Annotated in this window: 14 protein-coding genes and 2 pseudogenes; 8 read left to right on the top strand and 8 right to left on the bottom strand. The window is 59.9% G+C overall.

Annotated features, from left to right (window positions below):
• On the bottom strand, window positions 1-176 hold a 176-nt coding region (locus WCA85_RS32710; RefSeq protein ID WP_424069471.1), incomplete at its 3' end, for a LysR family transcriptional regulator.
• Between the two features lie 120 nt (window positions 177-296).
• Here WCA85_RS32710 and pcaH point away from each other — a divergent pair.
• Together pcaH and pcaG are read left to right on the top strand one after the other, a co-directional pair.
• A complete protein-coding gene (gene pcaH, locus WCA85_RS32705) occupies window positions 297-1,001 on the top strand; it encodes a protocatechuate 3,4-dioxygenase subunit beta (protein ID WP_424069457.1) in 705 nt (234 codons plus the stop codon).
• Between the two features lie 3 nt (window positions 1,002-1,004).
• Window positions 1,005-1,595, top strand: a complete 591-nt coding sequence (pcaG, locus tag WCA85_RS32700; RefSeq protein ID WP_424069455.1) for a protocatechuate 3,4-dioxygenase subunit alpha — start codon at window positions 1,005-1,007, stop codon at window positions 1,593-1,595.
• A gap of 174 nt (window positions 1,596-1,769) precedes the next feature.
• On the opposite strand, the gene tssJ is transcribed toward pcaG, so the two are convergent.
• The 3 genes and pseudogenes from tssJ to tssF form a co-directional block, all read right to left on the bottom strand.
• Window positions 1,770-2,381: a type VI secretion system lipoprotein TssJ gene (tssJ, locus tag WCA85_RS32695; RefSeq protein WP_424069453.1), complete on the bottom strand. Its 612-nt coding sequence runs from the start codon at window positions 2,379-2,381 to the stop codon at window positions 1,770-1,772.
• 89 nt (window positions 2,382-2,470) lie between these two features.
• Window positions 2,471-3,487 (bottom strand): type VI secretion system baseplate subunit TssG, encoded by a 1,017-nt coding sequence (tssG, locus tag WCA85_RS32690; RefSeq protein ID WP_424069469.1) that lies wholly within the window; start codon window positions 3,485-3,487, stop codon window positions 2,471-2,473.
• 74 nt (window positions 3,488-3,561) lie between these two features.
• Window positions 3,562-4,611: pseudogene (tssF, locus tag WCA85_RS32685) on the bottom strand (type VI secretion system baseplate subunit TssF); the annotation flags it as partial.
• Between tssF and tssD the strand changes: the two are divergent.
• The 3 genes and pseudogenes from tssD to tssE all read left to right on the top strand — a co-directional run.
• Window positions 4,598-4,885 (top strand): annotated as a pseudogene (tssD, locus tag WCA85_RS32680) (type VI secretion system tube protein TssD); the annotation flags it as partial. The pseudogenes tssF and tssD overlap by 14 nt on opposite strands.
• A gap of 128 nt (window positions 4,886-5,013) precedes the next feature.
• Window positions 5,014-7,728 carry a type VI secretion system ATPase TssH gene (gene tssH / locus WCA85_RS32675; protein ID WP_424069451.1) on the top strand — a complete coding sequence of 905 codons (2,715 nt, stop codon included), beginning with the start codon at window positions 5,014-5,016 and terminating at the stop codon, window positions 7,726-7,728.
• Window positions 7,725-8,159, top strand: coding sequence for a type VI secretion system baseplate subunit TssE (gene tssE, locus WCA85_RS32670; RefSeq protein WP_424069449.1), 435 nt, complete (start codon window positions 7,725-7,727; stop codon window positions 8,157-8,159). The genes tssH and tssE overlap by 4 nt, the downstream gene beginning before the upstream one ends.
• A 164-nt stretch (window positions 8,160-8,323) precedes the next feature.
• On the opposite strand, the gene WCA85_RS32665 is transcribed toward tssE, so the two are convergent.
• Window positions 8,324-8,902 (bottom strand): NnrU family protein, encoded by a 579-nt coding sequence (locus WCA85_RS32665; RefSeq protein ID WP_424069447.1) that lies wholly within the window; start codon window positions 8,900-8,902, stop codon window positions 8,324-8,326.
• Window positions 8,903-9,177: 275 nt separating this feature from the next.
• A complete protein-coding gene (locus tag WCA85_RS32660) occupies window positions 9,178-9,441 on the bottom strand; it encodes an H-NS family nucleoid-associated regulatory protein (protein ID WP_424069445.1) in 264 nt (87 codons plus the stop codon).
• A 383-nt stretch (window positions 9,442-9,824) separates the two neighbouring features.
• Between WCA85_RS32660 and WCA85_RS32655 the strand changes: the two genes are divergently transcribed.
• The 3 genes from WCA85_RS32655 (at window position 9,825) to WCA85_RS32645 (ending at window position 11,482) form a co-directional block, all read left to right on the top strand.
• Entirely contained in the window at window positions 9,825-10,469 is a 645-nt protein-coding gene (locus WCA85_RS32655) for a LysE family translocator (protein ID WP_424069443.1), read from the top strand.
• A 329-nt stretch (window positions 10,470-10,798) separates the two neighbouring features.
• Window positions 10,799-11,002, top strand: a complete 204-nt coding sequence (locus tag WCA85_RS32650; RefSeq protein WP_012428559.1) for a cold-shock protein — start codon at window positions 10,799-10,801, stop codon at window positions 11,000-11,002.
• A 255-nt stretch (window positions 11,003-11,257) separates the two neighbouring features.
• The gene (locus WCA85_RS32645) at window positions 11,258-11,482 is read left to right on the top strand and encodes a hypothetical protein (RefSeq protein ID WP_424069440.1); all 225 of its coding nucleotides are present in this window, start codon (window positions 11,258-11,260) and stop codon (window positions 11,480-11,482) included.
• A gap of 69 nt (window positions 11,483-11,551) precedes the next feature.
• Here the strand turns inward: WCA85_RS32645 and WCA85_RS32640 are convergent, their stop codons facing one another.
• Window positions 11,552-13,216, bottom strand: a complete 1,665-nt coding sequence (locus WCA85_RS32640) for an acyl-CoA synthetase (RefSeq protein WP_424069467.1) — start codon at window positions 13,214-13,216, stop codon at window positions 11,552-11,554.
• Between the two features lie 132 nt (window positions 13,217-13,348).
• Window positions 13,349-14,059 (bottom strand): response regulator transcription factor, encoded by a 711-nt coding sequence (locus WCA85_RS32635; protein WP_424069438.1) that lies wholly within the window; start codon window positions 14,057-14,059, stop codon window positions 13,349-13,351.
• Between the last annotated feature and the right edge of the window lie 231 nt (window positions 14,060-14,290).

Below are 14,290 nucleotides of genomic sequence, written 5' to 3'. Positions count from 1 at the left end.
CGCTCGAACAGCTTGACGCCCAGAATCGCCTCCAGTTCCGCCACCGTCTTGGAGACGGCCGGCTGGGTGATGGACAGGCTCTCCGCAGCCCTCTGGACCCCGCCGAACTGCGCGACGGCCAGAAAGCACTGGAGATGACGGAATTTGACGCGGCTATCCGCGAGACTGCGTTGCATAACGAAAGGTTATACGAAAGGCGAGAAAACGTCATTTTGCATAACTTCTCAGATTGGATAAAGTCCGTTTATACCCGCGGATCACTCGCGATTCCAAACATCCCCTCAGGAGACACCTTCATGGATGAATCCATCCTTACTCCGCGCGACTTCGAGTCTCATCCCCTTTACGTGTATCCCGGCTACGGTTCCTCGGTGAAGCGTGGCCCGACGCTGCCGCTGATTCCGCTGAAGGAAAAGCTGCGTGACCAGCGAGTGCCGGTGTACGGCACGGACGATCTGGGCGCGCTCGACAACGATTTGACCCGCAACGCCGCTCGCAATGGCGAACCGCTTGGCGAGCGCATCATCGTGACGGGCCGCGTGCTCGACGAGGGCGGTCGGCCGGTGCGCAACACGCTGGTCGAGGTCTGGCAAGCGAACGCCGCAGGCCGTTACGTGCACAAGGCGGATCAGCACGACGCGCCGCTCGATCCGAATTTCCTCGGTGCGGGTCGCTGCGTGACGGACAACGAGGGCCGCTATCGCTTTATGACGATCAAACCTGGCGCGTATCCGTGGGGCAATCATCCGAACGCATGGCGTCCGAATCACATCCACTTTTCGTTGTTCGGCGACTACTTCGGTTCACGTCTCGTGACGCAAATGTATTTCCCGGGCGACCCGCTGCTCGCTTTTGATCCGATTTTCCAAGGCACGCCGGAACATGCTCGCGAGCGGCTGGTATCGCGCTTCTCGCTGGATACCACCGAAGAAGCCTACGCGCTCGGCTACGAATTCGACATCGTGCTGCGCGGCCCTAACGAAACGCCGATGGAGCGCTAAGCCATGACCACACTCAAGCAAACGCCTTCGCAGACGGTTGGACCGTATTTCGCCTACGGCCTGTGTCCCGAGCAATACAACTTCGATCTCAAGAGTCTATTTTCGCCGGCAGTCGCTGACCATGAAGCGGCGGGCGAACACATCACGATTGTGGGCCAGGTATTTGACGGCGACGGCAAGGTAGTCGGCGATGCGATGCTCGAAGTTCAGCAACTGGATAGCAATGGGCGCTATCCAGCCTCACGCGCGGAAGTTGATGCCAGCGGATTTCGCGGTTTTGCGCGGGTGGGTACCGGAACTGATCCGCATAAACGGTTCATCGTCGAGACGGTGAAGCCGGGCCGCGCCGCTGAAAATGAAGCGCCGCATTTGAATGTGATTCTGACGATGCGGGGCATGTTGCTGCATACGTTTACGCGGATTTATTTCGATGATGAAGCCGCGGCGAATGAAACCGATCCGGTTTTGGCGCTGGTGCCCGCAACGCGTCGTGGGACGTTGATTGCTCGCCGTGAGCCTGGTACCAGCAAGACGGTGTACCGGTTCGATATCTATTTGCAGGGCGATAAGGAAACCGTGTTTTTCGACCTGTGAGGTTTCACAACGGCTTCATATTTGAAGCCTAGGATGGAGATTCGGGGCTGCTTTTTTCAGTCTCGAACTCCGAGTATTTTTGGCCCGCTACGTGTGGGCTTTTTTTTGAATTTTTCCCCTTGCAGGCACCTGAAGAGTCTCCTCAGAGCGCCCATGCCCGATCCGGTCAATCTACTATCCCGCCTGCGTCCCGTACTCTGTCACCGCCGGGGGTTTGGGCTTCTGCACATTCGGCACGCTCGGCTGTGGCGCGTTGTGCTTCACCGTGTCCGATGTTGCATTGATCAGTTTCAGCGTATTGTCCTGCGCCTCGATCCTCACCGGATCGGTCTTCTTCCACTGCTTCTTTGGGATCACCAGTTTCCAGGTTGCGTTCTTACCCGGGTCACGGAAAAATGCAACGACGCCGACATACTCCGCATCCTCGTTCATCGGCTCGCTGATGCTCGCATTCGCGTCCGGGCGCAGCATCACATCCTTCGTCGCCAGCAGATCGGTCTTCAGTGCATCAAGATCGTTCGTCTGTAGCTCCGTGTAATCCAGTTGCTGGAATGCTTGCGGTGTCTTTAGCTGATAGATCCGCACGACCGTCGACAACGACTGCCCGGCGCCGTTCGCGTTCAACGACGACCGGCCGAGAAGATCCACGTTCATCGTCTTCACCTGCGTCGTGAATGCCCATTTCGCCGCATCCACCGTGTTGTCTTTTACAGCCTGCCCTACCCCGCATCCCGCGACGGTAAGGGTGGCCAACACGGCCGTGCCGGTTCTAAGCTGTCGCATCATGCTGGTGATCCTCCTGGTATTCCGTATCCGTTAAATGCTGGAACTGTGCTTATTTCAGCTCGCTGAGTGCGGCTGACTGAGTGGCTGACTCAGTGGCTGACTGAGTGGCCGACTGACGGCTGACTGGCGGGCTGACCACTCGGCCGACTTTCGCGCCGCTCGCTGCTCCCCGTCCACTCGCCCAACTGCACGCGCGTGGCCTTGGCTGCACGATCCTGCCGGCGAGCCTGCGGCAACTGCGTGGTATAACCCAGGCTGACCTGATCCGAATTCAACCGCTGGGCGGGCATCAGATCCGGACCCACGTGCATTTCAAGATGCGCGCACGCTTCGTAACCCAGATAAAAGCGCAGCAGCGCCATGAGTTCACGGTGATGGGCCCGCCCCGGCATCAATCCAAGCACCGATTCGCCTGTGGTCGGTGTGATCACCACGCGCACCGTATTCGCCCGGTCATAAAATCCGCGGCCCAGCAGACAGTTCTCGCCCGACGCTCCGGGTAGATGACCGTCCGCGCGAACCCACACCTGATAGAACTCCTCCACCGTGATCCGTGCATCGGGCACCGCATGTTGCAACACACCCGCCAGCCCTTCAGCGGTGCGCGTCTTCTGGCCCGCGAGACCCAGCATCGATAGCAGCTTGCGCGGGCCAACAGCCTGCGCGATCTCCGACGCCCCGATGCCGAGTCCCACGAAGCTCAGCAGGTAGCGCGACATCTCGTCCGTACCGTTGTTCCTGAAACCCGCCGGATAGCGATACTTGCGCCACACACGGTAGTACTGCGTAACCACCCGGTGATGGAACAGGTCGAGAAAGGCCGCCATCGGCTCAGCGCCGTCGCGGTTGCGCGCGACCTCGTCGACGAAGTAAGACGGCATGCGCGCATCGACCCCATACAGGCCAAGAAAGGTCGTGCGCACCGCCGGTGGTGCCGCCGGGTTGTCCAGATCGTATTCGACCGCGTCGATCTCGCGGCTCGGAAAGCCGATGCGTGCCCGCGATCGGAAACGCACCGGCTCGGTGGCTGGCGAATCGGTTGTGCCAAGCGGCGGCTTATCCGGTGCGGCCAGTTCGATCAGCTCGCAGAAGCGGAAGAAATTCATCCGCGTCGCTTCATCGAGGAGCACCGGCAGCAAAGTCCGATCCGCGTAGGACGAAAACTCCCTTTCCGGCGCGTTCAAAACGGTGCTCCGTCGCCCTTCGTATCGGACCACTCGATGCGCCGGCCGGTCGGCTGCGATACGACAACGAGCTTCGTGAACAGATTCAGGGTCGCGTACAGCCCGAGGAAGCGGTTCAGCATCCCGCCAAACAGTTCGACGTCACCCTCTCCGGCAAAGTGGCCGCTGTCGAGCGTCACCTCGATCTCGACGCCGCGCTGCAGTCCGCCCTTCGCGAGCTTCTGCAGCAGCCGGTGCTTGACGTCGGTGATCGCGTCGATGCGACGTCTGTTCCGTTCACCTTCGGTCCAGTCGTACAGTGCCAGCGAACCGCGCAGGATTTCCGCATTCAGCAGCGACAGGTAGTTCGGCGCGAGATGCGACAGCACGCGCCACTGGAAGCGATCACCGGTTGGCGGATAGACCGGCAAGGTCGGCGCCGTCAGATTGCGCACCGAGCCGATGTTCGTGAAGCCGCTGCGCATACGGGTGATGCCCGCTTCGCGCAGGCCCTTGCGCGGCAGCATGCCGTTGGTGCCCGTCACGGACAGCGACAGGGTTTCCTTCGGCAGCGTTGACTGATGCTCCCATGCATGGCCACCCAGGACGACCCAAGTGTCGAACCGCCCCGAGGGACCGCGCCGCAGGCGGGTGTGGAAATACCGTTCGGGCATCTCGTGACGCAGCATGCCGCCGCGATGCCGGAACGACGCGAACGGCGCATATTCGAAACGCCGGCCGGTGCCCGGCTCGAAGCCCTGAACGGTATCGACCGAATACACGTCAACGTTGTCGCCGGGCTGCCTGATCGTATGAACGCGGTACTCGGTTTCGAACTGCGTGGCCGTGATCGGGTCCGCTTCCAGCGCAAACAGGTTGATGATCGGCGTACAGAAGAGCCGCACATTCTCGGCGGAAAAACGCATGTCGTCCGGATAGGGCCTCTGCAGCACGACCTCGACCTCGAAGTAAGGCGCGTCCTGCGGGATAGCCTGCATGTCCAGACCCAGCAGGTCCACGAACATGAACTTCTCGGGGAAGGTGAAATATTCGAGCAGCAACTGGTACTTGTACAAAGCGGTGACGAGCGGTCAAACGCTGAAGTCGGTCGAGATCAAGTGGTACAAGATCGACGACGCGGGCAAGGAGAAGGAGTACTTCAATACGAAACTCGACAACGTGAAGGTCGTGGCCGTCAATCCGAAAATGCTCGACATCAAAGACCCGGCGTTCGAGAAGCACAACCACCTCGAAGACGTCCAACTGCGCTACGAGAAGATCACGTGGTCGTACAAGGACGGCAACATCATCCACACCGATACGTGGAACGAACGCTCGTAAACCTGGCTCTCCAGGACTGGTGTTTGCCTTTCTAACCGCTGCATTAGTGGGGCGTCAGTCCTCTTTCGCCGGTCCGCCTCGCGGGCTGGCGCTTTTTTCTCCCCGTCATTTCCTCGCTGCTTGCTGCCATGACCCATCGCGATCTCTCTGCGTTCCTGCGCCGCCTCAACGATCATTGCGCCCGTGCATTAGCCGATGCGGCGAGCCTGTGCGAGACGCGCGCCCATCGTGACATCGAGGTCGAGCACTGGCTGATCAAGCTGCTTGAACTGGGCGAAGGCGACCTTGTCGCGATCGTGCGCCGTTATGAACTTGATGTGGACGGCATCTGGAACGGTCTGCTTGGCGCCATCGACCGGTTGCCGCATGACCTGCGAGGCAAGCCGGGTCTGGCTCATCGTCTTGGTCAGTTGCTTGAAGCCGCGTGGATGCGCGCCTCGCTCGAAGACGGCACGCAGTCGATCCGCTCCGCCCATCTGCTTGCCGCGCTCGCCGACGCGCCGCACCTGTTGCATGCGCCGGATGCATGGGCTCTGCTCTCGGTGTCCGCCGCGCAGATTGAGCGCCTCATGCCCGAACTGAACTGGGCGTCCATCGAGGCGCCCATCGCCGCCACTGACGTGCAAGATCGCATCACCGCATACCCGATGCAAGACCGTGCCAAAGGTGAGCCGAAACGGGAGCCGTCCGCGACGCCCACGCAAGTGAACGGGCGCACGCAACCCGTCTCGGAAGCGCTCAAGCGCTTCACCATCGACATCACCCAGAAAGCACGCGAGGGCCGGATCGATCCGGTATTTGGACGTGATGTCGAGATCCGGCAAATGGTTGATATCCTCGCGCGCCGGCGCAAAAACAATCCGATACTCGTAGGCGAGCCTGGGGTCGGCAAAACCGCGCTGGTCGAGGGCCTCGCGCTGAAGATTGCTGAAGGCGACGTGCCGGCGGCGATCCGCGGCGTCGGCGTGCTCACGCTCGATCTCGGCCTGCTCCAGGCGGGTGCCGGCGTCAAAGGCGAGTTCGAGCAGCGCCTTAAAAATGTGATCGAAGCGGTCCAGCAATCGCCTACACCGATCCTGCTCTTCATCGACGAAGCGCACACGCTAATCGGCGCGGGCAATACCGCAGGTGGCGCCGACGCGGCAAACCTGCTCAAACCCGCACTCGCACGCGGTGAGTTGCGCACCATCGCCGCAACGACCTGGTCCGAGTACAAGCAGTACTTCGAGCGCGATGCCGCGCTCGAACGCCGGTTTCAGATGGTCAAGGTCGACGAGCCCGACGACGACAACGCATGCCTGATGCTGCGCGGTCTGAAGGACCGTTACGCACAGCACCACGGCGTACACATCACCGATGCGGCAGTTAGTGCTGCGGTGCGTCTGTCACGCCGCTATTTGACCGGCCGGCAGTTGCCCGACAAGGCGGTCGACCTGCTCGATACGGCGGCTGCCCGCGTGCGCATGAGCACCGACGCCACGCCGGTCGCGATTTCAGCGTGTCACGCCGAACGCGCGGCACTCGAAGTCGAACGCACCGCGCTGATCGAAGATCAGGGCGCGACGTCCGCGGATGTTGGGGAGCGCCTGTCGGCGATCGACGCCCGTCTCACCTTGATCGCGACCGACATGAGCGCGCTTGAGCAAGCGTATGCATCACAGAAGGAAACCGTTGCCGCGCTCGTCGCACTACGCAAACAGTGGCACAACGCACCGGACGAATCGGCGCGTCGCCATCTCCAACTGGCGATCAGGACTCAGCATGACGCATTGGCGGAACACGGCGCCAATGCACTGGTTCATGCCGAGGTAGACGAAGCCGCAATTGCACGCGTGATTGCCGACTGGACCGGCGTGCCGGTCGGCAGCCTGCTCGAAGATGAACTCGCTACGCTGCTCGAGCTGGAGGAGCGGCTTGCGCGCACGGTGGTCGGCCAGGATGACGCGCTGGCTGCGATCGGTAAGAGCCTGCGCGCTGCGAAGGCCGGTCTGAAATCGGACGAGGCACCGCTCGGTGTCTTCTTGCTGGCCGGCCCGTCAGGTGTCGGCAAGACGGAAACGGCCCGCGCACTCGCCGACTTGATGTTCGGCGGTGACCGTGCGCTCATCACGATCAACCTGTCCGAATATCAGGAAGCGCATACGGTATCGCAACTGAAGGGATCGCCGCCGGGCTACGTCGGTTACGGTCAGGGCGGTGTGCTGACTGAGGCCGTCCGGCAGCGCCCCTACAGCGTGGTCCTGCTCGACGAAGTGGAGAAGGCTCACCGGGACGTGCTGAACCTGTTCTATCAGGTGTTCGATCGCGGCTTCATGCGTGACGGCGAAGGACGTGTGATCGACTTCCGCAATACCGTCATTGTGATGACATCGAACCTCGGCAGCGAGCAGATCATGGCCGCGACCGAAGCTGTGACCGAAGCCGGCGGTGAAGTGACCACCGGCATGTTGATGGAAGCGATCCGCCCACTGCTGCTCGAACACTTCCAGCCCGCGTTGCTTGCGCGCTTCCAGGCTGTCGTCTACCGGCAACTGTCAAGCGGGGCGCTGGGCGACATCGTACGCATGAAACTCGATAAGGTCGGGCAACGTATCGTGCGCCGCTTCAACGTGCCGCTCGTGTGCGACGACACGCTGGTCGCCGAACTCGTGCGTGCATGTCTGCTACCGGATTCTGGGGCACGCAATATCGACAGCCTGCTTGATCAGCAGATCCTGCCGATCCTGTCGCGCGAACTGCTCGAGCGCATCGCGAAGCGGCAACTGCCTTCAGCAATCCACCTGTCTCATTCGGATGAAGGCGGCATCGCTGTCGATTTCGATGCAGTTGAGGTGAGAGCGTGACGCGCGGCGGCCCGGGACTCTTCGAAGCGCTGACGGGACACTTTGCGAACGGCGCACGGATCGACGGCTACGACGCGGCGACGCAGACCTTCCTGTCGGTGCAGGACAACATCCAGCGCATCCTGAACAGTCGCCGCAACGGGCTTGCGCACCTCCCCGACTATGGGCTGGACGATCTGTCGGAAATCTACCGACACCTGCCATCGTCCGCGCACAGGCTCAGGCACGCGATTGAAGCGACGTTACTCAAATACGAACCACGCCTGCAATCGATCGACATCGAGATCAGGGAAACGGAACCTGGCATGTTGTTGAGCTTTACGATGGGCTGCCATCTACATCAGGAGGGGCTGGTGCGTTTTGGTACGCATTTCACCCCCGACGGACGAACGCGGCTCGATATGCTGAAAGCCGATCTTGATCGCGACTGAGAGACGGACACAGGCTGACGAAGTCGGGACAAACAGCAACAGACAGATAAGGAAACACAAGTGGGCAAAGCCGAAGCTTCAGTAGAAGAACTGGTATCAATGATTGAGCGCGACGGCGCGCTGATCTCCGTTGCGCCTGTGCCTTGCAAGGCAAAAACAACCCTTCATCCAAACGGCCGAACCCCAATCAACCATCCATGCAACCAAAGAACAAACACAACCCAAACAACACCGCCACCCACGACAGCCATCAAATCCTTGCGTAAAACACCGGCTGGATAGACAACCCCAAGCGCAGCATCCCGCCGCACGGCAGCGACATAATCCACCACCGCCCATACCAGAAACGCCCCAAACAGCACCACCGCATTCAGCGTCCCATTCGCCACGAGGTGCGCAAACGCCCACAGTCCGACGCCCACCACCATAGGATGCTTGACCCACGCCTTAAAGTGATTTCCAGGTATATGCGCCGCAGGAAACAGAATAAAAGCGAGCAACGTCAGTAACGCAGCTAGATGCACAGCCCAGACCGGTTGCGCCCACAGCACGACCGGCTCACGGCGCGCCATTCCGTATCCCCAGATAATCAACACAAACCCCGCCAGCGACGCCGCGGAATACAAAAATTTCCACCGCTTCTCGCCGAGGCGTTCAATCTGCCTCGTCCGCCAGGGATCGGCAAAAATCCGCACTGAATGAGAACCTAGAAAAACCACCAGCCCTAGTACCAGTACCAACATAGCCCACTCCTCGCGATAGATATCGACGGATCGAAGCATCCGGCTTGTTTCGGCAATCAATCACTGCGCGCGGCAAGGCGCAGGTTCCGGACGACTCAGGGTTCCAGACGCCGGCGTGCCCGGCGATCTCGTGCATATGGAAGTCAGTGCGGCGCATCCTGGCAAGGCTGCAGACCCGGCACCTGGTGAAACCATTGCTAGCGTGCTGGCGCACGCATCGCGGACCCTGCGAAGGCAAAAGCTGCGGGCGCCCGGAAATAATATTCAGCGTCGATTTAACAGCGAAAATGATCGATATTCTGGCCGGCGTAAATCGCCCGTGCCAGCCAGTCGGGTTTATCGCCCTGGCCGTCCCACGTATTCCCGTAAGCGTCCCGATACATGACCGCCCTGGTTTTGGCGGCGTCGGCGTCAATCGCTGCGGCCAGGGCCTCCAGCGTAATGCCGTATTCATCCATGCGGCGACGGATCCACAGGACGAGGCGCTCGCGCGCGTTCCCGTCGAGGTCGAACATCCGTTGTTCTTCTCGCTCTTTCATAACGTACCGATGTCGCGGCTGAATTAGCGCGCGTTTTGAAAATATAAAAGGCCTCGTTAAAAACGCGGAGGCTATACATGATTCGAGTGCACCGAACGCCATTCGATATCACCGCACAGGAGCGCACGCGAATGCGCGCCCGGAAATGATGCCCGATCAATCTATTTTGCAGGAAAGTTCAGGAAATACGTTAGGCAAGCGGCTCGAATGGTCGCCCGTCTAGCCTTCGGCTGGCAAGGACTGCTTTAGCGTCTATTCGACAATTTTAGCACCCATTTTCCAACGCGCATCGCAACGCGCTGCAACTCCCTCGATACTCGTATTGCATCGTGCTATTTTGTCGTTCTCGCCTTTCTTTCGCGCGCTTTTCATAGGAAGCAGCCATGTCACCCTCTGCAGCGATTGCCGCCATCCTCACCGCGCTTCTGATTGGCGCGATGAGTCCAGGACCGAGTTTCGTCATTGTCGCGCGCAACTCAGTTGGCCTGTCGCGTCGTGACGGTTTCGCCACTGCGCTCGGCATGGGCGTCGGCGGCGTGTTCTTTAGCGGCATCGCGTTGCTCGGGCTCTACACCTTACTGGCCGCGGTCACTTGGCTCTACGTGAGCCTGAAGGTGGCCGGCGGTCTGTATCTGATCTACCTGGCGGCTAAAATCTGGCGAGGTGCACCCACCCCGCTCGCATTCAATCAGGCCCAAGGCGGCGCGAATGCCAATAGCAATCCGCGCAAGTCGTTCTGGATCGGATTAAGCACTCAACTCAGCAATCCAAAAACCTCGATCTACTACGGCAGTATTTTTGCGGCATTGCTGCCGCAACATCCGCCGGTGTGGTGTTATTTTGCTTTGCCGCCGGCCATCTTCACCATCGAAGCGGGGTGGTACACGATAGTTGCGCTGTGTTTTTCGAGCAGACGGCCGCGCGAGTTGTACCTGCGCGCCAAGACCTGGGTGGACCGAGTCGCCGCAGGTGCCATCACCGCGCTCGGCCTCAGACTGATCTTCGCCGCGCATCGAGTCGGACTTTGACCGCTACACCACATGGCCCGCGCGTGCGCCCCGTGTGGTTTCGCTGCACGCCACGCCAAGCATGACGTTCAGCGAAATATCGCAAGAAGATCTGGTCAGGGGGACTGACGTTTTCGGCGTCGCCGGCCTCACCCTGACGAAGGCTTTACAACAAAGTCCTTGACGGCGCAGGCATTATCCCGCTATTCTAGCCCTCGAAGTTCAAGAAGTTCGATTGCTGTTCATCAATTGCTCGCTCTCTCAGCGGTATTCGTTGTCCTCTCCCTCCTTGACGCTTCACGTGCTCATTTCTGAGCGATTTTTCACATTTTTTTCCTCAAGGATTCTTCATGGATACCGGTACCGTTAAGTGGTTCAACGACAGCAAGGGCTTTGGTTTCATTACGCCGGACAAGGGCGGTGACGACCTGTTCGCTCACTTCTCGGAAATCAGCGGCGACGGCTTCAAGACGCTGGCTGAAAACCAGAAGGTGAGCTTCGAAACGAAGCAAGGCCCCAAGGGTCTGCAAGCGGCTAACATCAAGCCGCTGTAAAGTTTGACGGGTCCGGTATCCGAAAACGGGTACCGGGCTGCTGGGACATCCTCGCGGAGCTTTGTCTCCCATAGTTGGCGTAATCGCATAAGCAGTTTCGTTGCGCCAAACGCCTCGCTTGCCCCCCGCATACTCCCTGGCTTGACCGGCCTTCGTGCCTTTTCTTATTCTCTATTCGCGTTGACGCGCCGAATCCGGCTTGAACGGGCTTTTCCCGCTCGCCTTCGCGCACGCGTTCGATTCATTAAAATTAAAATGCAAGACACACACATTCATCATTACAACGGCTATGCCGTACAACCCTCGACACATCGTCTGCCGGATGGTTCATTTTCATCCAATCTGCTGCTAGAGCGAACCGGCAATGCGCCCACAGAATCGCGCTACCAGTTCTACTCGCTCGACTACTTCAGCGATGAAGAGCAAGCCTTGCAGCACTCGTGCCATTGGGCGCGCAACTGGGTCGATACCCGCGGCTAGGCGAGCGCATCGAAACTGCCTCCGCGCCGCATAGCGCGGAATGCGGCCCGATGCAGCACGATCTGCTCGTTACGATTTGCCAGGCGGCTCACTGCCGCTTCCACCGGCTTCATCGATAGCGCTTCTGGATTTCACCCGCGCACGCAACTCGAATTTCTGAATTTTCCCGGTCGACGTTTTCGGTAGTTCACCGAAGAAAACCGCTTTGGGCAACTTGTAGCTGGCGAGCAACGAACTGCAGTGGGCGATAATCTCATCCTCCGTCACGGATGCGCCCTCCCTGAGTTCGACGAACGCGCACGGCACCTCGCCCCACTTCGGATCCGGCATGGCAACCACGGCGGCCACCGAAACCGCCGGGTGCCCATACAGCGCGTCTTCAACTTCGATGCTCGAGATGTTTTCCCCACCCGAAATGATGATGTCCTTGCTGCGATCGCGAATGCGCATGTAGCCATCGGACATCAGTACGCCAAGGTCGCCGGTGTGAAACCAGCCGCCCTGAAACGCTGCTTCAGTCGCGCGTTCGTTCTTCAGATAGCCCTTCATGCAAATGTTGCCGCGAAACATGATTTCGCCAAGGGTCTCGCCGTCGTTAGGGACCGGTTCTAGCGTGTCGGGATCCAACACCGCTACTGCGCTTTGCAGGTGATAACGCACGCCTTGCCGCGCATTAAGCTGCGCGCGTTCGTCGTCGCTAACGGTTTCCCACTCATCCTGCTTCGCGCACACTGACGCCGGCCCATAAACCTCCGTCAAGCCGTACACGTGCGTTAGGTCGAAGCCAATCTCCTTCATCTTCGCAATCACCGCCGGAGCAGGAGCTGCACCCGCGACCATCGTCGCCACGCGGTGATCAATGCCCTCTCTCCATTGCACGGGCGCATTGGCCAAGGCATTCTGGACAATCGGCGCGCCGCAGTAATGGGTGACCCGCTCGCTGCGAATCAGATCGAACACGGCCTTCGCATCGAACTTGCGCAAGCAGACGTTAACTCCCGCTCTCGCCGCCACGGTCCATGGAAAGCACCAGCCATTGCAATGAAACAAAGGCAGCGTCCACAGATACACCGCGTGTTTGGGCATATCCCATTCGAGGATATTGCTCAGTGCATTCAGATAAGCGCCGCGATGGTGATAGACGACGCCCTTGGGGTCGCCCGTGGTGCCGGACGTATAGTTCAGCGCGATCGCGTCCCATTCGTCGGCAGGCGGCTGCCACGCGAACTGAGGATCGCCGCTTTGCAGGAACGCTTCATAGTCGGTTGCGCGGGCAAACTTGTCGGGAGCAGCGGGCATGACATCGTTCACGCTAACGATTCGCAAGTCCGGACACTCCAGCGACGCGCGCTGAGCCAACTCGGCATACTCGGTATCGACGATCAATACTTTCGCCTCACCATGCTTCAGCATAAACAGAATCGACAAGGTATCGAGCCGCGTATTCAGCGTATTGAGCACGGCGCTCGCCATCGGCACGCCGAAATGAGCCTCGATCATGGGAGGAATGTTGGGCAGCAGCACAGCCACGGTATCGCCGTGGCCAATCCCTGCCCGCTGAAGCGCACTGGCTAGACGCCGGGTGCGCTCGTAGGTTTCGCCCCAGGTGCGGCGCACGTTGCCATGGACGACGGCGAGACGCTCGCCGTAGACGTCGGCTGCACGGGCGATGAAATCGACAGGCGTCAGCGGAACATAATTGGCCTCACGGCGGCCAAGACCTTCCTCGAACATATGCATTGAGTCGTCTCCTTGAGAGTGCGGGCTATCATCGACTCCCGTTGGCTTTCTGATCACCTTAGGCACGCCAGATCGCGACCCGATGCAGATGCGTCGCCGACTGCGCCACGCATGACGCGCAGCGGACTATTCGCGCGCGTCGCTTACTTCGTCGCCAATCTGTTCGAGGCGGTATCCATAGCCGTAGATCGGCGTCAGACGGTAACCGTTTTCCGGGCGCAAGCCGAGTTTGGAACGCAGCATCGAAACGTGGGTATCCATCGTACGCGTTGGAATATCAACGGTCTGCTTCCACACCATATCCACGATGTGAGCCCGCGATAGCGGGCGGTTCAGATGCTGAAACAGCAACAGCGCAAGCTCGAACTCCTTTTGCGTGAGCGTCACCAGTTGATGCTTTAGGTGGACCTGTTTCGCGTTCAGATCGAATTCGAAATCGCCATACGCTGCTTTAACGGGCGCGGGGTCCAGTTGATAAGTGCGCCGCAGCAAAGAGCTCACTCGTGCAAGCAGCACATTGGCGGTCACCGGTTTGACGACGTAGTCGTCGGCTCCGGCGTTCAGCATCGAGACAATGTCGCTTTCCCGGTCACGTGTGGTCATGAAGATGACCGGCACCCGCTCGGTGAGCGCGGAACGTACCCAGCGCAGCACTTCCTCGCCGGACAGGTCCGGTACGACCCAATCGAGAATCAACAGGTCGAAGGTCTCACGGTGTAACTGCCGAACCAGCACGCGCCCCGCGGAGAATGTATGACACACGTGTCCGGCCGCGGACATCGTTTGGTGTACGAAGGTGGTTTGAGCCGGATCGTCGTCGAGTACCGCGATTCTCATGCTCGCCTCTTGTGGGAGCGGGGCGGAGCGCCATGCTGCGTTTGAGTGCCTGGCGTGGCGCCCCCGGGTCATTCATCGCGCGAGGCGCAAACGTGCAGCCAAGCTTTGCAGCTTACCGCTCGCGTTTCGCACGCTGCGCACGAATGCGAAATGATTGTAGCCTGGCGGGATTGGAGCCTGTGAGGGACAGCACACCGTCCGCGAGGAAAGCCACCTGCGGCCTGGGGGCCG

This window comes from Paraburkholderia sp. (assembly GCF_049581445.1).
Classification (GTDB): Bacteria; Pseudomonadota; Gammaproteobacteria; order Burkholderiales; family Burkholderiaceae; genus Paraburkholderia.
Note: the sequence above shows the minus strand (reverse complement) of the source record. Positions and strands in the feature narration are given on the sequence as shown.